General features: G+C 50.1%; 19 protein-coding genes. 17 read left to right on the plus strand and 2 right to left on the minus strand.

Annotated elements, in window-relative coordinates:
• From BM202_RS24655 to BM202_RS24670, 4 genes are all read left to right on the plus strand, one after another.
• A complete protein-coding gene (locus tag BM202_RS24655) occupies nucleotides 1–480 on the plus strand; it encodes a (2Fe-2S)-binding protein (RefSeq protein WP_093831165.1) in 480 nt (159 codons plus the stop codon).
• Between the two features lie 10 nt (nucleotides 481–490).
• Nucleotides 491–2,743, plus strand: a complete 2,253-nt coding sequence (locus BM202_RS24660) for a xanthine dehydrogenase family protein molybdopterin-binding subunit (protein ID WP_093831167.1) — start codon at nucleotides 491–493, stop codon at nucleotides 2,741–2,743.
• Between the two features lie 223 nt (nucleotides 2,744–2,966).
• The gene (locus BM202_RS24665; RefSeq protein ID WP_093831252.1) at nucleotides 2,967–4,565 is read left to right on the plus strand and encodes a carboxylesterase/lipase family protein; all 1,599 of its coding nucleotides are present in this window, start codon (nucleotides 2,967–2,969) and stop codon (nucleotides 4,563–4,565) included.
• A 77-nt stretch (nucleotides 4,566–4,642) separates the two neighbouring features.
• Nucleotides 4,643–5,905 (plus strand): PQQ-dependent sugar dehydrogenase, encoded by a 1,263-nt coding sequence (locus BM202_RS24670; RefSeq protein WP_093831169.1) that lies wholly within the window; start codon nucleotides 4,643–4,645, stop codon nucleotides 5,903–5,905.
• Nucleotides 5,906–5,979: 74 nt separating this feature from the next.
• On the opposite strand, the gene BM202_RS24675 is transcribed toward BM202_RS24670, so the two are convergent.
• The gene (locus BM202_RS24675) at nucleotides 5,980–6,882 is read right to left on the minus strand and encodes a helix-turn-helix domain-containing protein (protein ID WP_093831171.1); all 903 of its coding nucleotides are present in this window, start codon (nucleotides 6,880–6,882) and stop codon (nucleotides 5,980–5,982) included.
• Nucleotides 6,883–7,039: 157 nt separating this feature from the next.
• Between BM202_RS24675 and BM202_RS24680 the strand changes: the two genes are divergently transcribed.
• The 10 genes from BM202_RS24680 (at nucleotide 7,040) to BM202_RS24725 (ending at nucleotide 15,899) form a co-directional block, all read left to right on the plus strand.
• The gene (locus tag BM202_RS24680) at nucleotides 7,040–7,888 is read left to right on the plus strand and encodes an aldo/keto reductase (RefSeq protein WP_093831173.1); all 849 of its coding nucleotides are present in this window, start codon (nucleotides 7,040–7,042) and stop codon (nucleotides 7,886–7,888) included.
• Nucleotides 7,889–7,912: 24 nt separating this feature from the next.
• Nucleotides 7,913–8,368, plus strand: a complete 456-nt coding sequence (locus BM202_RS24685; protein WP_093831175.1) for a cupin domain-containing protein — start codon at nucleotides 7,913–7,915, stop codon at nucleotides 8,366–8,368.
• Nucleotides 8,369–8,415: 47 nt separating this feature from the next.
• Complete coding sequence (locus tag BM202_RS24690) at nucleotides 8,416–8,898, plus strand: nuclear transport factor 2 family protein (protein WP_093831177.1); 483 nt, start codon at nucleotides 8,416–8,418, stop codon at nucleotides 8,896–8,898.
• 63 nt (nucleotides 8,899–8,961) lie between these two features.
• Complete coding sequence (locus tag BM202_RS24695) at nucleotides 8,962–10,062, plus strand: aldo/keto reductase (RefSeq protein WP_245776768.1); 1,101 nt, start codon at nucleotides 8,962–8,964, stop codon at nucleotides 10,060–10,062.
• A 122-nt stretch (nucleotides 10,063–10,184) separates the two neighbouring features.
• The gene (locus BM202_RS24700) at nucleotides 10,185–10,835 is read left to right on the plus strand and encodes a flavodoxin (RefSeq protein ID WP_245776769.1); all 651 of its coding nucleotides are present in this window, start codon (nucleotides 10,185–10,187) and stop codon (nucleotides 10,833–10,835) included.
• A gap of 35 nt (nucleotides 10,836–10,870) precedes the next feature.
• The gene (locus tag BM202_RS24705; RefSeq protein ID WP_093831181.1) at nucleotides 10,871–11,854 is read left to right on the plus strand and encodes an aldo/keto reductase; all 984 of its coding nucleotides are present in this window, start codon (nucleotides 10,871–10,873) and stop codon (nucleotides 11,852–11,854) included.
• 84 nt (nucleotides 11,855–11,938) lie between these two features.
• On the plus strand, nucleotides 11,939–13,027 hold the full coding sequence (locus BM202_RS24710) for an alpha/beta hydrolase (RefSeq protein ID WP_093831183.1): 1,089 nt from the start codon (nucleotides 11,939–11,941) through the stop codon (nucleotides 13,025–13,027).
• 22 nt (nucleotides 13,028–13,049) lie between these two features.
• Nucleotides 13,050–13,775 carry a carboxymuconolactone decarboxylase family protein gene (locus BM202_RS24715; RefSeq protein WP_093831185.1) on the plus strand — a complete coding sequence of 242 codons (726 nt, stop codon included), beginning with the start codon at nucleotides 13,050–13,052 and terminating at the stop codon, nucleotides 13,773–13,775.
• A gap of 213 nt (nucleotides 13,776–13,988) precedes the next feature.
• Complete coding sequence (locus BM202_RS38320) at nucleotides 13,989–14,291, plus strand: cupin domain-containing protein (protein WP_245776770.1); 303 nt, start codon at nucleotides 13,989–13,991, stop codon at nucleotides 14,289–14,291.
• A 351-nt stretch (nucleotides 14,292–14,642) separates the two neighbouring features.
• Complete coding sequence (locus BM202_RS24725) at nucleotides 14,643–15,899, plus strand: carboxylesterase family protein (RefSeq protein ID WP_245776771.1); 1,257 nt, start codon at nucleotides 14,643–14,645, stop codon at nucleotides 15,897–15,899.
• A gap of 79 nt (nucleotides 15,900–15,978) precedes the next feature.
• Here the strand turns inward: BM202_RS24725 and BM202_RS24730 are convergent, their stop codons facing one another.
• The gene (locus BM202_RS24730) at nucleotides 15,979–16,596 is read right to left on the minus strand and encodes a class I SAM-dependent methyltransferase (protein WP_093831191.1); all 618 of its coding nucleotides are present in this window, start codon (nucleotides 16,594–16,596) and stop codon (nucleotides 15,979–15,981) included.
• Between the two features lie 301 nt (nucleotides 16,597–16,897).
• On the opposite strand from BM202_RS24730, the gene BM202_RS24735 reads away from it, so the two are divergent.
• The 3 genes from BM202_RS24735 to BM202_RS36740 all read left to right on the plus strand — a co-directional run.
• Nucleotides 16,898–18,007, plus strand: coding sequence for a hypothetical protein (locus BM202_RS24735; protein ID WP_093831193.1), 1,110 nt, complete (start codon nucleotides 16,898–16,900; stop codon nucleotides 18,005–18,007).
• Between the two features lie 306 nt (nucleotides 18,008–18,313).
• Nucleotides 18,314–18,652 carry a PadR family transcriptional regulator gene (locus BM202_RS24740; RefSeq protein WP_093831195.1) on the plus strand — a complete coding sequence of 113 codons (339 nt, stop codon included), beginning with the start codon at nucleotides 18,314–18,316 and terminating at the stop codon, nucleotides 18,650–18,652.
• The coding region (locus BM202_RS36740) for a permease prefix domain 2-containing transporter (protein WP_218160603.1) at nucleotides 18,640–18,850 on the plus strand (211 nt) is incomplete at its 3' end. The genes BM202_RS24740 and BM202_RS36740, both read left to right, overlap by 13 nt.

The following is an 18,850-nucleotide window of genomic DNA, read 5'->3' on the forward strand; positions in this document are numbered from 1 at the left end:
ATGGCAACATATAATCTAAAAGTTAACGGAAAAACCCGGCGGGTGGAGGTCGATCCAGCCACGCCTGTCCTTTGGGTATTACGTGATCATCTGGACCTGCCCGGCACCAAATATGGTTGCGGCATCGCTCAGTGCGGAGCCTGCAAGGTACATCTGGACGGCGTAGCGGTGCCTTCCTGCCAGTTACCGGTTTCGGCTGTGGGCAACCAGGCCATCACCACCATTGAAGGCTTATCGGCAACCGGTAACCATCCCGTCCAGAAGGCTTGGCTCGAACACGACGTAGCGCAATGTGGCTACTGCCAGGCGGGGCAGATCATGAGTGCGGCTTCGCTGTTGAAAAGCAACCCCAAGCCCACCGACGCCGACATTGATGCCGCCATGAGTGGCAACATCTGCCGCTGTGGCACCTACCTGCGAATCAAAGAAGCCATCAAATCAGCAGCAAAAGAAGGAACTAGCTCGTCCACTCGTAAATAAACCCCTGACCATGACTAGCAATAAATCAACTTTTAACCGGCGTTCCTTTTTAAAGGCTTCACTGCTTTCCGGTGGCGGTATGATGCTCAGCGTTAGCTGGTTATCAAGCGCAAAAGCTGCTGACAAACTACAGGAATTAAACGTGCCCGAGCAATGGGCACAGCTCAACGGCTACATTCAAATCACAGCGGATAACAAGGTTAAACTCATCTGTCCCAATCCTGAATTTGGCCAGAATGTAATGACGTCGCTGCCCATGATCGTCGCCGAAGAGCTAGATGTAGACTGGAAGGCGGTGGCCGTTGACATGGGGCCGCACGACAACGTGAAATTAGGTCCCCAGTTTACGGGGGGCAGTAATTCGGTTCGCATGTATTGGAAACCCCTGCGCGAAGCCGGAGCAGCGGCCCGGCAAATGCTGCGCGAAGCAGCCGCCCAGACGTGGAGTGTGCCGGTTGAAGAGGTAACCACGAAAGCAGGTGTGCTGAGCCACGCGAGCGGGAAATCGGCAAAATACGGCGAAATGGCCAGTAAAGCCGCTACTCTTCCGGTACCGAAGGGCATGAAACTTAAATCTCCAAAGGATTTTTCGATCGTCCGGAAATCGAAGAAAAATGTGGAAGGGCAAAAAATAGTCACCGGCAAACCGCTGTTTGGGTTGGATTACCGGGCTGAGGGCATGCTCATCGCCATGATTCAGCATCCGCCCGCCTTCGGGATGAAACTCAAATCCTTTGATGCCTCACAAACCCTTAAAATGCCGGGCATCAAGGAGGTTTTCAGCCTGAAGTTGTATGAAGATGGGTTCGAGCAGGGCGGTTTCGATACTCGTACGTTCAATGAGTTGCTGGTCGTAGTGGGTAAAACCACTTGGGAGGTCATGAATGCCCGTAAAAAGCTCAAAGTAGAATGGGAGCCGATGGGCGATACCAAAGATACGATGCAGGGCAGGGGCGGCAAGCGGGAAGTTACGGTTCCAGGTGAGATGGAAAGTACCACTGCCCAACTGGAAAAAATGGCGGAATGGGCCAAAAAGCCCGCGCAACAATTACGCAAAGACGGCGATCCTGAAACGGCGTTTAAAAATGCGGCTCAGATTATCGAACGCACCTATAATGCACCCTTTTTGGCCCATAACTGCATGGAGCCGATGAATTTCTTCGCCCATGTGACGGCTGAAAAAGCATTAGTAGCCGGTCCTTTGCAGGCACCGGGTTGGGCCGAACCCACGCTGTCGAAACTATTAAACCTGCCTGCTGACAAAATCGAGATTCAGATGACGCGGATGGGTGGTGGCTTTGGCCGTCGGGCGTATAGTCAATATATGTATGAAGCGGCTCTGATCTCCAAACATGCCAAAGCCCCTATCAAACTGATCTACACCCGCGAGGATGATATGACCTATGGTATCTATCGCCCGATGTACACGGCTACGTATCGTGCCGCTTTGGATGCGAATAAAAACCTGATTGGCTTCCATGTAAAAGGGGGCGGCATTCCCGAGCACGCCATTCATGCCAATCGGTTCCCGGCCGGTGCCGTCGAAAACTACCTGGCCGAAGGCTGGGAAATCCCATCCAACATTACCATTGGAGCCTTTCGAGCCCCACGCTCTAACTTTAACGCAGCGGCTGAGCAATCCTTTCTGGATGAAGTAGCCGAGGCCATGGGTAAAGACCCCATCGAATTTAGACTGGACCTGTTGAAACGGGCCAAGGAAGCTCCGGTGGGCAAAAACAATGAGTATGACGCCGACCGGTATGCGGGTGTGCTCACGCTGGTACGGGATAAATCAGCCTGGAACAAGCCGGGCAATGAGAAGTACCATCGGGGGGTGGCTGCTTATTTCTGTCATAATTCCTACGCGGCCCATGTAGTCGATATGGTAACCCGCGATGGGGTTCCCTATGTAGAGCGGGTATTTAGTGCGATGGACTGTGGTATTGTGATCAATCCGGATGCGGCCACCAATATGGTGCAGGGCGCGGTGGTCGACGGGATCGGTAATGCATTCTATGGGGCATTAACGCACAAGAATGGCGCGGCTGAGCAAAGCAACTTCCACAACTATCGGATGATTCGTCATAACGAAGCGCCGAAAAAGATTGAGGTTCACTTTGTTCAAAATGACCTCGATCCGACCGGCTTAGGTGAACCTCCTTTCCCGCCTGTATTCGGTGCAGTGGCGAATGCCTTGTATAAAACGACCGGCAAACGGCAGTATAACCAGCCCTTCAAGACTGATCCGGGTAAGCGGATTTAGCGTCAATGCTGCGGGCTAATTCAGCCCCAACTGGTCAATGATCGACACGGGTCATCGACCGGTTGGGCTGGGCTAACCCACTCAGCAATCAATAGCTCACTGAGCAGCAAATAGCTTAATAATTTAGCTAAGACGGGTGTGAACCAATTAGTTCAATGGGACGATGTACAGCTTCGACGCATCGGCCTATCCGGATCAATCTACGCTTCTAAACCAAAACACGGTGAAAAAAACAATCCTGGCATTTACCTTCCTGATTACCCATGCTTTACAAGCACAGCAAACAACCCCTACCGTTCGTACGGCTTTAGGAGTTGTGCGCGGAGTGACCGAAGGGGATGTCTCCAGCTTCAAAGGAATTCCCTATGCGGCTGCCCCGGTGGGTGCCAATCGCTGGCGTCCGCCCCAACCGGTTGGGGCGTGGACTGGCGAGCGGGATGCCAGTAAATTTGGGGCAGAGCCCCCGCAACGAGCATTTGGTCCAGGTGCCGCTGCAATGTCGCCCACCTCATCCGAAGATTGTTTATTTCTGAATTTGTGGAAACCAGCCAATGCCACCGAGAAAGCAAAGCTTCCGGTTATGGTGTGGATTTACGGCGGAGCGTTCGTATTCGGTAGCGGTTCTCAACCGGGCTACGATGGGACTCAGTTTGCTAAGCAAGGCATTATCCTGGTCACCTTCAACTACCGGTTAGGCCGACTCGGCTTTTTTGCCCACCCCGCCCTGAGCCAGGAGCATCCCCAGGAGCCTAAGGGCAACTATGCCTACATGGACCAGATGGCCGCGCTCCAGTGGGTGCAGACCAACATTGCCCAATTTGGTGGCGACCCAAAGAACGTGACCATCTTCGGTGAGTCAGCAGGTGGCGTTTCGGTCCTGTCACTCCTGTCCATACCCACGGCGAAAGGCCTTTTTAGCAAGGCAATTAGTGAATCAGGCGGGGCCCGTGACGGCGTGCTGACCGGGCGACCGATTAACAAGGAAAATGCGGACGTGAATTATCCGATATCCGCTGAAACCATCGGCATTAACTTCGCCAAACGGCATAACATTGAGGGAACAGATGCCGCAGCACTCGCCAAACTTCGTGCGCTTAGCGCTGCTGAGATTGTCGATGGAGGCCAGGAGACGGCTGGCCCGGGTGGTCCGCCAACCTATCCAGGGCCTATTCTCGATGGCAAGCTGGTTGTGGAAACGGCCGAGAGTGCCTTTAAGGGAGGACGGCAGGCGAAGGTTCCATTACTCATTGGGTCAAACAGTGCCGAAGTGCCAGCGGGCTTTGTTAATGCCAAATCGAAAGAAGAATTGCTGGCTTTGTTTGGGAGCGTTAAGGAAGAAATGACGAAGGCATACGATCCGGATGGTAACACGGAATTTCCCAAAATGCTTAGCCTTGTCAATACCGATAAGGTTTGGGCGGAGCCAGCCCGTTTTACAGCCAGATCTTTTGTTACCAAAGGCACCCCGGCTTACCTCTATCTTTTTTCCTACGTCCCTGCCTCCGCAAAACAGTGGATGAAATATGGTGCAGCCCACGCGTCTGAAATTGGGTACGTATTCGACAATCTGGTGAGCCGAAACGGAGCCACAATTGCCCCTGAAGACAAAGCCGTTGCCGCCATGATGAATACCTATTGGGCTAACTTCGCTAAAACAGGAAATCCGAACGGGAAGGGCCTGCCAACATGGCCCGCTTACGATCCAAAAAAGAATGAGGTATTTGAGTTCCGACCCGATGGGTCGGCAACTGCGGGTTCTGATCAACGCAAAGCAAGGCTGGACGTGATGGAAAAGGCCGCTCAACCTGCGAAGTCAAATTAATGGAAGGCACAGACCTTAGAAAGCCGGAATAGCTAACCCGGCTTTCTCTACCTATAGACTTTACCAATCAACGGACTATGAAAAATCAACTGCTAATCCTCACCGCCAGCAGCTTACTGGCTCTGGCTTCCTGTAAATCGGAGGAAACCGATACCCCCGTGTCTCCCCCTACCGGGACAACTCCCCCCACTTCGGGAACAACGATAACCAGTACATTACCGGTTGAAACGAACCGGCCCAATTCAACGTATAGCCCAGCCTTCACGGGCCAAACCCGAGTAGCTGGCATCCGAACCACGACCAGCTATACAAGTAACGTATTAACGACAGCCCTTACGAGTCCATGGGGCATTGCCAGCCTACCGGATGGCCGCTTCCTCATTACGGAAAAAGCAGGGACAATGCGACTGGTAACGGCTACCGGGCAGGTGAGTGCTCCCTTAAGCGGCATTCCAGCGGTCAATAGCAGTGGTCAGGGTGGCTTGCTGGGTTTGTGCGTCGATCCCGCGTTTACGACTAATCGCCTGGTTTACTGGACTTTCTCTGAAAGACGAACGGATGGAAATCTGCTGACCGTTGCCAAAGGCAGACTTTCCGTTAATGAAACAAGTCTTGAAAACGTAACGGTTATTTACCGGGCTACACCGGCTTATTCAGGCGTTAATCAATACGGTAGTCGCGTTATTTTTGACCGGACCGGGAATCTGATCGTCAGTAGTGGCGACCGTTCTGACCCAGGCATCCGGGTTCAGGCGCAAGCGGTAAGCTCCGCCATTGGTAAGATAATCCGGATCACAACCGATGGCCAGCCCGCTCCGGGTAATCCCTTCGCCGGGCAAGCGGAAGCCCGCCCCGAATTGTATTCCATGGGTCACCGGAATCAGCACGGCTTAGCCATCCATCCGGTAACGGGTGATTTGTGGGAAGGCGAACTGGGGCCCCGGGGAGGAGATGAAATCAACCGCATCCAGCCTGGTGCGAATTACGGCTGGCCCGTCATCACGTATGGGATCGACTACAGTGGCCAACGCCTGGGGGAAGGCATTCAGCAACGAGCCGGTATGGAACAGCCCGTTTATTACTGGGACCCGGTCGTGTCGCCTAGTGGCATGACCTTCTACAGCAGTAATCGAATTCCGGAGTGGCAAAATAATCTGTTTATTGCCGCCCTAAGTGGGATGCATATTGTCCGGCTGGTGATCGAAAATAACCGTGTGATTGGCGAAGAACGATTATTGTCCAGTGAGGGCCAGCGGTTTCGGGACATAACCCAGGGGCCGGACGGGGCTTTATATGCTATCACTGACGGGGGAAGACTGTATCGAATCGATAAGCAATAAGCGCTAACAGGTACCCCTAATAGCTTGACACAAATCGGTCTGGTGAAATAGTTATTACACCAGACCGATTTGTGTCAATTGTCGTGGAGCAGCCGGTACTCATTAGGCGATTGCCCAACTCGCTGTTTAAATAACCGCATGAAATGCTGGGGGTACTTAAAGCCTAATTCATAGGCAATTTGACTTACGGATTTGCTTTGGTCAAATATGCGTTCTTTAGCCACGTCAATCACCTTCGCCTGTATGTATTCCTGCGCGGTTTTGCCGGTTTCTTTCTTGATCAAATCCCCAAAATAATTGGCTGACAGATTCAGTTCACCCGCACAGTAGGTGACCGTTGGCAAGCCGATCGTCTGTGGTTTATCGGTCTGAAAATAGTCATTCAATATCGTCTCGAACCGTTCCAAGGTGCCTTTGTGGGCCGTTTCCCGGGTAATAAATTGACGATCATAAAACCGGGTGCAATAGCCCAGGAAGAGCTCGATCGTCGCCACAATCAGCTTTCGACTGTGCTTATCGATGGCATGTTCTAATTCGTACTCAATTTTGGAAAAGTAATCCAGCACAATTTGTCTTTCCCGATTCGATAAATGGAGCGCTTCATAGAATTGATACCCAAAAAACGTATAGTCTTGGATATGCTTGCCCAAGGCCGTACCATGAATTAAATCAGGGTGAAAGACGAGTGCGTATCCTTTGGGCTGATAGGTTACTCCATTGTTATTGACATCGGCGATCTGTCCCGGTGCCATAAAAACCAGGGTTCCTTCCTGGTAATCATAGGTATGCTTACCATATATTAAATCACCGCATTTGACATCTTTCAGGAATACACAATAGAAGCCCATATACATGCGGGAACCTTGCCTTGGCGCTGCTTTCGACAGATCGACGACACTCACTAGTGGGTGAAGGGTTTCATGGTTATTAAAGACATTGTACTCATTGATGGTCTCAAATCGTCGCAGGGTATCCATAGCACGGTTGGTTTATCACTGATCAAATTTACCCTTTTCCGACCACCCTACCTGCTGCATAAACCTGAATCAGTGATAATGGTAGTAATACCCGTAATCTGTATACCATCCGGGCCAGGAAATGCTCGGACCTTTGTCCTATAAAATTAAGCAACGTATGGAAAACGTAACCTTGAACAACGGAGTCGAAATGCCCATCCTGGGGTTTGGCGTATTTCAAGTGCCAGATCTGGCTGAATGTGAACGTAGTGTGCTGGATGCCATCGCCACCGGCTATCGCTTAATCGATACGGCCGCTTCCTACGGCAACGAAGAAGCGGTGGGACAGGCAATCAAAAAATGTGGTGTTCCCCGGGAAGAGCTGTTCATTACGACCAAGCTCTGGATTCAGTCCGAGGGTTATGAGGGTACCAAGAAAGCCTTCGACGCTTCCCTGAAAAAGTTGGGGCTTGATTACTTGGACCTCTACCTGATTCACCAGCCGTTTGGGGACGTACATGGCGAGTGGCGAGCCATGGAGGAAGTCTATAAAGCAGGCAGAACCCGGGCCATTGGCGTCAGCAATTTCCAGCCCGACCGGCTCATTGACCTTATTATCCATAACGAGATCGTTCCGGCGGTCAATCAGATCGAAACCCATCCGTTTCATCAGCAGATCGATGCGCACCAGTTTCTGCTTGATAATAAAGTGCAAATAGAGTCATGGGGTCCCTTTGCGGAAGGCAAAAATGAGCTGTTTCACAATGACCTGCTGGAATCAATTGGGGCAAAGTACAACAAAACCATTGCCCAGGTCGTGCTGCGCTGGCTGACCCAGCGGGGAATAGTAGCCATTCCTAAATCCGTTCGCAAAGAACGAATGGAAGAGAACTTTAATAGCCTCGATTTTACATTAAGTGCCGATGATATGGAATCCATCAAAACGCTGGATACCAACGCCAGTGTCTTCTTTGATCATCGCGATCCGGCCATGGTCAAATGGTTGGGCGAACGGAAGCTTGCTTAATTATTCAACACAAAGACCAATACGATGCATATCCGAAACCTTTTAATGGCTATCACCGTAGCCAGCCTGTCCTTTAAAACGCTGGCACAAAGCGCGCCCATCTTTCCTAAAGGAGAATTAGCAACTACAAAAACCCACGTGGGCGATGTTTGGCTACGTGAGGTTAGCGGACCTGACAGCACCTTCGCTTTCAGCATTGCCCAGGCCGTTTTTGCTCCCGGTGCCCGACTCGACTGGCATTCTCATCCGGGCGGTCAGGTGCTGATGTTTACCGACGGAGAAGGCTACTATCAGGAGCGGGGTAAGCCCCGACAAACCATTCATAAAGGGGAATTAGTAAAATGTCAGCCGGGTGTGGAGCACTGGCACGGAGCAACCCCGACCAGTAGCGTCACGTACCTGGCCACCTCACCGTCGCAGAAAGGAAAAACGATCTGGTTCAAACGGGTAACCGATGAGGAATACGGCACGAAAAAGTAACCGGTTGATAGCCATGCAAAACAATCACTTATCTAACGTTTAACACCATGAATAAAGCACTTTTAGGGTTATTCCTGTGCCTGGCCAGTGTACAGCTATCACAGGCCCAGGCGAGCCTACCGAACTCAACCTCAACCAGTACAACAAAATCAGAACAGGAGATCCTCCAACTCTCGAAAGACAAGTGGCGCTGGATGGCCGACAAGAAGGTAGATTCATTGAGCGCCTTATTTGATGAAAAATCAGTGTTTGTTCACATGGGTGGAAGCTGGGGCAAAGACCAGGAAATCAATACGATCAAAAGCGGGGGTATCTGGTACAAGAAAGCAGAAGTCTATGGCGCTTCGGTGAATATGGTGGGCAACACGGCCATCCTGTTGAATGACATTGACCTGGTCGCTGTTGTCGGTGGCAATGAGGTTATTAACCCGTTTATGGTGACGGAGGTATATACCAACCAAAACGGGAAGTGGAAGCTGGGTTCCCTAACCTTTTCCAGGTTGATGAGACCCGTTAAGGCAACTAAATAGTCATCTCATACGCTACGCTCACTTACTATGAATCGACGTAACCTATTAAAAACTAGCCTAACCTTGGCTGGAAGCTCTTTGCTGGCCTCACAGGTCAGTGCCCAGAAACAGATTTCAGAAACGTCAAAAGAAAATACGTCAGCAAACGCGTCTCCGGGGCGTCGTAAGCTTGGTAAGCTGGAAGTTTCCAGCATTGGCCTGGGTGTGCAGAATATGAGTCGTACTTACCAAACGACAATTCCCTCCCGGCCTGAAATGCATAAGATCATCCGAACGGCTTTCGACCGGGGTGTTACCTTATTCGATGCCGCCGAAGCCTACGGTCCTTTTGAGGTGGAACGCATTCTAGGGGAAGCGCTGGTAGGGATTCGCAACAAAGTGGTTATTGAAACCAAGTTCGGCTGGAACATCGACCAAAAGACGGGTCAGCGTCTACCCGGGTTGAACAGCCGTCCCGAACACATCAAGGAGGTTGTGGAGGGCATGTTAAAACGCCTTCGCACCGACCGTATTGATTTACTGTATCAGCATCGGGTCGATCCTTCTGTACCGATTGAAGACGTTGCTGGAGCCATTAAAGATCTTATCAAAGAAGGTAAGGTATTGCATTACGGCTTGTCAGAACCTGGACCACAAACCGTACGGCGAGCTCATGCGGTTCATCCGGTAACCGCCATTCAGAACGAATATTCGCTTATCTGGCGTGGACCGGAGACCGTCATCCTTCCGCTTTGTGAGGAACTCGGCATTGGCTTCGTGCCCTGGAGCCCGCTTGGGGTAGGATTTCTGACCGGCGCTATTGATGCCAATACCCGGTTCGCTCCTGGCGACATCCGAGGAGCAGAATCCCGGTTTTCTTCCGATAATCTTCCCAACAACCTGACGATCGTGGAGTTGGTAAAAAGCTGGGCTACCCGCAAAAAAGCGACACCCGCTCAGGTAGCCTTGGCCTGGCTACTGGCCCAGAAACCGTGGATCGTGCCGATCCCGGGCACAACCCAAATGGAACATATGCTGGAGAACATTGGCGCAGCCGATGTCCGGTTTACAGCGGATGAATTAACACAATTCGGTACTGAATTAGCCAGGATTGAGGTCAAGGGAGAGCGTCTGCCGCAGATGGTGCTTGCATTTTCCAATGTGGAAGCACCCCTGAAAAAGTGAACGAATACGACTTCTTCCATCGGGGTGCGTTGTGTTACCCATTAGCTAGCGCTCATCCAGGCATGAAAAGCCTTTCGCCGAATGACGTGCTGACTACAGTCGCTTTATAACATCCCATTGAAATGAGAGTAACTGCCTTTATGATGCACGCCCTGTTAACATTAGTTCTACTAGTCGGGGCTTGTTCTTCTTCCCAAACTGAAAGCGTTCAGGTTACCGATGAGCCCACGGCAAAACCCGGCAACGCGTTGCCGGGCAAGGTATTGATTGTGTATCTGTCCCGAACCAACAACACTAAAGCCTTGGCGGAAATCATTCACAAGCATGTCGGTGGGACATTGGTAGCCCTTGACTTGTCAACCCCCTATCCGGCCAACTATCAGGCAACAGTTCAACAAGTAGCCCGTGAAAACGAGACCGGTTTCCTACCCCCGTTAAAAACAAAAATTGACAGCATCCAAACGTACGAACGTGTGTTTGTCGGCTTCCCGACCTGGGGTATGCAATTACCCCCGCCCATGAAAAGCTTTTTGCGTCAATATGATTTCAGCGGCAAAACCATTATTCCCTTCAATAGCAATGGGGGTTATGGCATTGGCAGTACGTTCGATACAGTAAAGCAGTTATGTCCCAATAGCAACGTACTGGAAGGTTTTACCATCCGGGGCGGCTCGGAACGGGATGGACAATTGCTGGTCATTCAGGGAGACAAGGCGAAAGAAGCCGAAACGACCATAGTAACCTGGTTGCGGAAGATTAATGTACTGAAATAAGACTGTACAGCCATCAAACGGTATTTTTTACATCAATGGAAACAAGAACACTAGGAAACAGCGGCCTACAGGTGTCCGCATTGGGTTTAGGCTGCATGGGCTTAAGCTATGGCTACGGTCCGGCAACCGGCAAGCAGGTCGCCATCAACTTAATTCATGCGGCCTTCGACAAAGGCGTTACCTTCTTCGATACAGCAGAAGCTTATGGCCCGTTTGTCAACGAAGAACTGTTGGGTAAAGCGTTGCAGCCTTTCCGGGACCAGGTGGTGATTGCCACCAAATTTGGGTTTCAGCAAGGTGACTCCACCAAAGGACTGGACAGCCGCCCCGAACGTATCCGTCAGGTGGCCGAAGAAGCGCTAAAGCGATTAAGAACCGACCGGATCGACTTGTTTTACCAGCACCGCGTTGACCCCCATGTGCCCATGGAAGAAGTAGCCGGAACGGTCAAAGCACTCATCCAGGAAGGCAAAGTAAAGCACTTCGGCCTTTCAGAAGCGGGTGTGCAATCGATTCGAAAAGCTCATGCCGTGCAGCCCGTAACGGCCTTGCAAAGCGAGTATTCGTTGTGGTGGCGGGAACCGGAAAACGAAATACTGCCGACATTAGAAGAATTGGGCATCGGTTTCGTTCCGTTCAGTCCGCTGGGGAAAGGATTTCTAACAGGGAAAATTGACGAAACCACACAGTTTGACAAGACTGATTTTCGGAATGTGGTTCCCCGATTCTCGGAAGAAAACCGGAAAGCAAACCAGACCCTAGTGGACTTACTGGGCGACATTGCCCGGCAGAAGGCCGCTACACCGGCTCAGATTGCCCTGGCGTGGCTATTGGCCCAGAAACCGTGGATTGTACCCATTCCCGGTACGACCAAGCTACACCGGCTGGAAGAAAATGTAGGGGCCGTCGATGTTGACTTGAATCCTGAGGACATTAGCCAGATTGATACGGCTTTTTCCCAGATTCCGGTTCAGGGCGATCGCTATCCGGCACACCTGCAAAAACGGGTGGGTAGTTAATGGCAAAATCAGCTTAGTTTGGCAACGGCGTAGAAACATTACCACGAGTAATTCGATGCTTAATTCGCTGAATGACCAAACTGCATGAAACAAAAGAAATCTACCGTTTTGCTGTTAACCGCCCTGACGCTGTTCGTATCGTCTTGTGCGATTAATACCGTCAATAGGAAAGCGGGCATATTGACTATACAACAGCAGGGTAGTTTCCTGGTTGGTGGAACGACCATTTCCGAGCCGGGAAAATTTGATCTGACGAATGCCTTGAAGCCCCAGGGACAAACCTTACATGGCGATCATGCCTATGTATTCTATCAGATCCCGCCCAAAGCCCGTAACTATCCATTGGTATTCCTACATGGGGCCGCCGAGTCGAAGAAAACCTGGGAGTCTACCCCCGATGGACGGGAAGGCTTTCAAACGATCTTCCTGCGACGTGGGTATGGGGTGTATTTGCTGGATCAGCCCAGGCGGGGCGAAGCGGGAAAAAGCACGGTTGCGACAACGATCACCCCCACGCCCGATGAGCAGTTCTGGTTTACTCAATTCAGGCTGGGTAACTATCCCGATTACTTTGCCGGTAGTCAGTTTCCCAGAGACTCGGCTTCTCTGACGCAGTTTTTCAGGCAAATGACGCCGAACACCGGGGCTTTTGACGTCAGCATTGTCTCAAATGCCTGCTCAAGCTTATTTAATCGGATCGGAGCCGGTATCCTGATCACCCATTCGCAGGGAGGAGGTGCGGGCTGGTTTACGGCGATAAAAAATGATAACGTGAAGGCCGTTATCGCCTATGAACCCTTTAGCAGTTTCGTATTTCCGACGGGTGAGTTGCCCAAACCCATTCAATCAACCAGTCTGTTTGGTGAACTGAAGGGCGTGGAGGTCCCGGTAGAGGATTTTACTAAGCTCACAAAGATCCCGATCATCCTGTATTATGGCGATAACATTGCCAATCAGCCAACTTCTGTCTGGAACAAAGACCATTGGCGGGCCGGGCTTGAGATGGCAAGGCTCTGGGCCGCGACCATTAACAAACATGGGGGCAATGCTAAGGTCGTTCACCTGCCTGAACTAGGCATCAAAGGCAATACACACTTTGCGTTTTCGGATCTGAACAACCTCGAAATAGCCGACTTGATGGCTAAATTTTTGAGGGAAAACGGGCTTGATTAATCGAATGCTTTCAAGAGAATCTATGCGAATAACTTTCAAGGCTATACTCATCGGCTGGCTCATCTCCTTTACCCAGCTCAACGCACAAGACCTAGTGCGTCCGCAAACCAATTTGTCGCCTAAGCAGCAAAGCATTGTTGTCATATCCGCCCTCACTGCCAAAGGAGATCTGCAAAAGCTACAACCGGCCCTTCACACGGGCCTTGGTGCGGGTCTGACCGTCAACGAAATCAAGGAAGTGCTGGTGCATCTATATGCGTACTGTGGTTTTCCCAGAAGTATCCGGGGGCTACAGACGTTGATGCTAGTGCTGGACGAGCGGAAGAGAAAAGGCATTACCGACAAAATGGGCAGGGAAGCATCGCCGATTAATAACCACGAACCCAAGTACGTGCGCGGCAAAAAAGTCCTTGAACAACTCACCGGACAACCAGAAACCGGACCCAAACGAGGCTACGCGGCCTTCAGTCCCGAAATTGAGGTATTTCTAAAAGAGCATCTGTTCTCGGATATTTTTGAGCGGGATGTGCTCAGCTATGCCGACCGGGAGTTGACGACCATTTCGGTACTAACCAGTATTGGGGGTGTGGAGCATATGCTGCAATCGCACCTGGGTATTTGCCTGAATGTGGGCCTGATCGAGTCGCAATTGAGCCAGGCGCTGTCGCTGATTGAGACAGCCATTGGCAAAGCGGAAGCCAAGGCCGGGCGGGCGGTTTTAACGCAGTTAATAACTTTGAGAAGGTAAGTAATAGATGTAACTACCATGAAAAATAGGCAAAGCAGATTGAAATTTGCTGGATTAATAGGTAGTCTCTTGATCGGTTTTACCACAAGTGCCCAAACCAAAACAAGATCTGAGACGGAGGCGGGTACAATTTTTCCGAAAGGGCAGCGGGCTCCGACCAGTAACTTTACTGGAATCGTCTGGGTGCAACAATTAATTGAGGCAGACAGCGCCATGAATATTCCAGTGGGCTACGTAACCTTCGAGCCGGGTGCCCGCTCCCATTGGCATAGCCATGCGGGTGGACAGGTGCTGCTGGCAATGGGGGGAATTGGCTACTATCAGGAGCGGGGAAAGTCCATCCAAATCCTGAGGAAAGGCGACGCGGTGAAATGTCCTCCAAACGTACCCCATTGGCATGGCGCATCACCAACGGTCGGCTTTATGCAGGTAGCTATAACACCAAATACCGCCACAGGGCGCGTGACCTGGTTACAACCAGTGACTGACCAGGAGTATCATAACCTAAAGAACTAGCTTCTACTCGGCTACCTAGTTACTTCTCTTGAGCCACCTCTTTGTTTGGTAATGCCCAACAGTCTCACAAAAACGCTCCCACCTGAGACGAAGCCCCTAGGGCAGCCCGAGCCATGCCGTATTGTCGATGCATCCCTAGTAAAGCTTTTAGCATAAAGCCTTTGTATTTCAACACTTGGCTTTATGACTAAACAATTTCACCAGACAATTTGCGCCAGCTTAGGGCTTTCCTTGGCGGCTGGCTTATTTCAAAGTTGGCTCCATTTTCAAAGGGGCCTTGACCTATACACGCTAGCCTCCTTTCGAAGTTGGTTTCTAGTTTTCGACTTCATTGCTCTCATAACAGCTAGTTTGCTAGTAACCTATTATTTCCGCAAAAACTATAGGGCGACATTCTGGGCTGGATTGGTAGCCACCCTAATTTCATTTGTAACGCTACTCTATCTAATCCTGGCCACACTCTACCCCTTGCTGGGTCAATATTACAGAGCGGCTGTATTGCTGGGCGTTTTAGCCTATCTGGTTTATGGCACTATACTGGCTGCTTCTCACTCTGGGAGCAGACCCTGGCTAAAGGGGGCAGGTATTGGGATGGCATTACTTTATGGAGCTCAGTTGGCAGCCCTGATGTGGTTTATAGATATCCCCCCTTATCCCCCAACCGCCAAGCTCGATGTAATCCAGCAATGGCTGTCTTTAGCTGACCGGATCGTTCCAGTTCTACTCCTGTTTAATTTTGTTGATGAGTTAAAGAACACCCCTGACGTTAAGGAGCCAGTTGACCTACCGGCCGGATTGCTACTTGCCAAAGGAATGGTTGTGATTCTTGCCATCTCGACAACGGTACTTGCTATTCAGCTACTTGGAGACAATCACAACCATACACATATATCTGCCCGAGAAACGGCCTTGGCACAGCCTTTTGAGGAAGGAAGCTATGTCAGCCGCCAAGGGGATACGTTGCTGTACCGACTCTTAAAGCCCCTGCATTACGATGCCAAGAAACGATATCCACTGGTGGTTGGTCTACCTTTCTCCTGCCGCTTAGACAATATCCGTCAGATCGATGCCTGCCCTATAGCCAAATGGTTAGCGACGGATGAAAACAGGCGTAAGTATCCCTGTTTTGTGTTTGTGCCTCGCTGTCCACCCTATTCTGGCTGGGGTGGTGTAGCCAATACGCCTTCGGTAGCTCCCCTAGCCATTGAGGCCCTTGTTTCCCTGGATAAGGCGTTTTCGATTGATACCCAAAGGCGTTACGTGTCGGGCGTATCGCGGGGAGGGTATGGCTCCTGGCATCTGATTGGCACCCACCCGGAGTTGTTTGCAGCCGCTATACCCGTATGCGGAGAAGGCGATCCCAGCCAGGCCCCTGGTATGGCTGGGATCGCGGTCTGGGCTTTTCACGGGGCCAAAGACATGAATGTACCGGTGAGCGGCTCTCGGGAGATGGTTAGTGCGCTCAAACAAGCGGGCGGTGCTCCCCGCTACACGGAATATGCCCATCTGGCTCACAGTGTATGGGAGGAAGTCATCAAGACCCCGGGCTTACTGGACTGGTTATTCTCTCAAAAACAAACGGACCATTCTAAAGCCACTAAAAGTTAAGTCTTTTCGTAAAACGCTCCTATCTGAGACGACCGAACGTTCCCGTATCCGCTTCTAGAAATGGGCGTTTGAAGCGATATCAATGCTTCTTCAGCAAAAAGTAAGTGTGTCCGCCATTACCCTCCGGCACAAAGTAACTCTCAAGCTGAGTAAATCCTGTTTCAGTGAACCATGATTGATAGGTAGCTCTATCCGCATGACTCCAATACATTTTCGCCCCCGATTGATTCCAATTTGAGTCAGTGCCAGTCCATTCGCTTGCTCCTACTGTGCATAGAAAGTAGCCACCTGGCCTAAGCCATTGGTAGATGTTTTTTATTAAATCAGGCTGTTCAGTCACAGGAAGATGTATAAGTGAATATAAAGCAATGATGGCGTCAAATGAGCTACCGGGAAAGCTAAGGTTGGCCATATCAGCAATCTCAAAGCGAGCTTGAGGAACATTGATGCGAGCCTGCTGAACCTGAACCGGCGAAAGATCAACGCCTAGGTAAGCAAATTGCTGGCTCAGAAAACGGGCTGTTGGAATGCCATCTGCGCAGCCTAATTCGAGAATGCTGGCCTTAAGGGGTAAAAGGTTAGCCAGAGCCGTTAACCAATCGCTATACCGATCTGGACTCAACTGTTCGTGATGAGTCCTGTAGCGACTACTCAACTGATCATATCCTTCTTGAACGATGCGCTTAGGGTCTTCCATAGAGTTATCAACTCACTTTACAGATGGTCAAATTATAAGATTCCTCTCAGATATCTAAAATTATAAATTCTCAAATAACACTCCCGCTTGAGACAAATAACCGTTCATACGCTTGCACCATTCGAGATGCAAGCGTATGAACGGTTATTCTACTAACTGCCCCCCAATCAGTAGCGTACAGGACAACTAACCACGCTTTGCGCTTCTAGGTCTGCCAAAAAAGAGGGGCCAAGACGACTTGTGAGTAGGCCGTCAATTTAACGCCTTTTCCCTGATACCTAGCTCCGTTTACCGTCAAGTTATGTCATATCATCGCACCTCCTGGTTCTTTAAATTTTGTGAATCTGTTCTAGCAACGACCGCTCTGCTAAATTTACTTTTTATCCCCTTGCAGTTCTTGCCTTTCTCCTTCCTGGAGAAATATGGGCAGTATTTTGTTCATCTACTGATTGGGACGGTTGGAGCAGCCTCGCTTAGCAGCTTGTTCTATGTCTGGATATGGCATCGACAAGAACAAGCTAATGCCACCAACAGTCCCTTACACCATGCCTGGTTACAAGGAATTATTCGCTATTGGCTGGCTTTGTCAATTTCTACCTATGGCTTTGCCAAAATTTTAAAAACCCAGTTTCAAACGCCTGACTTTTTTCTTGACACCCCCTTAAGCTCATTAGATGGCATGAGCTTAACTTGGTACTATTATGGCTATTCGTATCCACTGGCTGTCATTATTGGCCTTTTGCAAATCGGGGGATCTATTTTACTCCTCTACCGTAGGACAACCTTACTAGGCGTAATGATCCTGTTGCCAGTCATAGTTAACATTATTCTGATTAACTTATTCTATAAAATTGCTATAGGAGCCTTTTTCAATTCAGTTGTCTATTCACTAGCCTTAGTATTTTTCCTTTTTCTAAACAGACGTAGACTCAAAATTATCCTGTTGGATTTAGTTGATCAGCTTCCTGATATTACTTCAAATCGTAGTTGGATAAAGCATAGCCTGCGTGTATTACCGATTGCTATTGCTTTTATTTCATTGAAAATACTAATCGACACGCATCCTGATGACCAACTATTGAGAGGTAGTTGGAAAGTGGAGAAACTGGTTCGTAATGGTCAGGTTCAATCATCAACAGCTTGGCTGACAGATTCTAAAGCTTGGAATCGAATTTATTTTGCAGGGTTAACAGGTTGCGCTTTTACCCCGAACCCCTATCGATTTGAATCTTGGGAAGGTCGATTAGGTAGCTATGAATTCGATAGTTCACGAAATAGATTACTGGTAGCTTTTTATACCCGTGATACGCTGCGTGCCGTTGTTAGTAATCGTACAACAGATGCGATGCGATTACAAGGTGTTTTGGGACGTGATACATTGGATATACAATTGTCCCGTATACACCGCTAAATTTCAGCAGCTGTGATAACCTCATTCTCGGATGTTATCACTATAGGTTTATTCATCTCACTTATTCTCATTAAATGCTCCTAAGTGAGATGAAGAGAGTCGGATGTGGTGCTTCAATAAATGGGTGTTTAAGTAGACTCTGAAACACTGTCCGTTTCTGTCCGTTAGCCTGTCCATTTTTGGACAAATAAGCCTCTCTCAAAATTAGAATATAGCCTATTCAAGCTAGATAAGGCCATTAAAAAAGTTTGGCCGGGTATTTGTACGACAAAGCCTATAGTAATGGCAACTAGAACCAATCGCTGTATGAAACGGGTGTTTTTAGGGGAGTTGGAAGAAGTCGTTTTATTGACGGTAGCTACCCTACAGGAAGCGGCTTACTGTGCGTTGATTACCCAAACCATTGATCAGCAAATGGGGCGTAGCATCAGCTTTCCTACGGTCCACACCACCCTACAACGGTTAGCCGAAAAGGGTTTTGTTTCCTCCCAGATGGGGGGAGCCACCGCCGAGCGGGGCGGGCGTCAAAAACGGTTGTTTAGCGTGACAACGGTAGGTCAGCGAGCCCTGATTGAGAGTCGGCAATTACGCAGCCAATTGTGGAACCAGATTCCAACCGAAGTCGTACAGCTATGGGGCGCCTAACCAATCACTTTCGCCGTTATCCTGACTCAGCGCGGTCGGGCGTTTCGGATCATCCAACACCGCCCCGCTGGGCCGAGTGGTTACTGAGCCGGTTTAGTCCGGGCGGTATGGAAGATGAACTGCAAGGTGATCTGCTGGAGATGTACACCTACTGGGTCAAGACTGTTGGCCCCTCAAGAGCCCGCTGGCGGTATGCGC

The sequence above is a fragment of the Spirosoma endophyticum genome (assembly GCF_900112365.1).
GTDB classification, from domain to species: Bacteria; Bacteroidota; Bacteroidia; order Cytophagales; family Spirosomataceae; genus Spirosoma; species Spirosoma endophyticum.

Coding starts and splice junctions, on each gene's coding strand:
- BM202_RS24735 (WP_093831193.1), top strand. CDS start 16,898: ATGTCATATCATCGCACCTCCTGGTTCTTTAAATTTTGTGAATCTGTT.
- BM202_RS24715 (WP_093831185.1), top strand. CDS start 13,050: ATGCGAATAACTTTCAAGGCTATACTCATCGGCTGGCTCATCTCCTTT.
- BM202_RS24685 (WP_093831175.1), top strand. CDS start 7,913: ATGCATATCCGAAACCTTTTAATGGCTATCACCGTAGCCAGCCTGTCC.
- BM202_RS24660 (WP_093831167.1), top strand. CDS start 491: ATGACTAGCAATAAATCAACTTTTAACCGGCGTTCCTTTTTAAAGGCT.
- BM202_RS38320 (WP_245776770.1), top strand. CDS start 13,989: ATGAATATTCCAGTGGGCTACGTAACCTTCGAGCCGGGTGCCCGCTCC.
- BM202_RS24705 (WP_093831181.1), top strand. CDS start 10,871: ATGGAAACAAGAACACTAGGAAACAGCGGCCTACAGGTGTCCGCATTG.
- BM202_RS24680 (WP_093831173.1), top strand. CDS start 7,040: ATGGAAAACGTAACCTTGAACAACGGAGTCGAAATGCCCATCCTGGGG.
- BM202_RS24670 (WP_093831169.1), top strand. CDS start 4,643: ATGAAAAATCAACTGCTAATCCTCACCGCCAGCAGCTTACTGGCTCTG.
- BM202_RS24700 (WP_245776769.1), top strand. CDS start 10,185: ATGAGAGTAACTGCCTTTATGATGCACGCCCTGTTAACATTAGTTCTA.
- BM202_RS24730 (WP_093831191.1), bottom strand. CDS start 16,596: ATGGAAGACCCTAAGCGCATCGTTCAAGAAGGATATGATCAGTTGAGT.
- BM202_RS24690 (WP_093831177.1), top strand. CDS start 8,416: ATGAATAAAGCACTTTTAGGGTTATTCCTGTGCCTGGCCAGTGTACAG.
- BM202_RS24710 (WP_093831183.1), top strand. CDS start 11,939: ATGAAACAAAAGAAATCTACCGTTTTGCTGTTAACCGCCCTGACGCTG.
- BM202_RS24740 (WP_093831195.1), top strand. CDS start 18,314: ATGAAACGGGTGTTTTTAGGGGAGTTGGAAGAAGTCGTTTTATTGACG.
- BM202_RS24655 (WP_093831165.1), top strand. CDS start 1: ATGGCAACATATAATCTAAAAGTTAACGGAAAAACCCGGCGGGTGGAG.
- BM202_RS24675 (WP_093831171.1), bottom strand. CDS start 6,882: ATGGATACCCTGCGACGATTTGAGACCATCAATGAGTACAATGTCTTT.